The organism is Agathobacter sp. LCP21S3_B2 (assembly GCF_052118705.1).
GTDB lineage: Bacteria > Bacillota > Clostridia > Lachnospirales > Lachnospiraceae > Roseburia.
The window spans coordinates 1-404 of record NZ_JBQKGQ010000058.1 but is presented as its reverse complement, the minus strand read 5'-3'; the positions used below and the strand labels follow the sequence as shown (position 1 = coordinate 404).

Genomic DNA, 404 nt, shown 5'->3' with positions numbered 1-404 from the left:
TTGTTGTTGTTCACAACTTGGTTTTGTTTCTCGGATGTCTTGATTGTTAGATATTCTTAAGAATAGAATATTTATTCATCAAATCATTTGTATGAAGTTTTCAAGGTACACGGCTGTGATTACCAATTTTAGTTCTCACAGACTTTTGACTGTTTTATCAGTCATTAGAAATCTTAATCTCTTAAAATCTCTAATCACTGGTAAAACCAGCTATCTAAACAGCACTTCCCTGCTGATGTAGGTTAGCCCTTTCGAGCCTGTTCTATTTTGAAAGCATATATGCTATGCTGTTCTTTATAAATCCGGCAGCCACCTACCTTCCCATACCGTTACCAGTATAGTATTATCGGCCGCTTCAGTCTTAACCATCGTGTTCGGGATGTGGACGGGTGTTTCCCAAAAGC

Annotated in this window: 1 rRNA gene; it reads right to left on the bottom strand. The window is 37.9% G+C overall.

Annotated elements, in window-relative coordinates:
• Nucleotides 1-300 precede the first annotated feature (300 nt).
• Nucleotides 301-404 (bottom strand): 5S ribosomal RNA (gene rrf, locus ACTQ1L_RS15280); the annotation flags it as partial.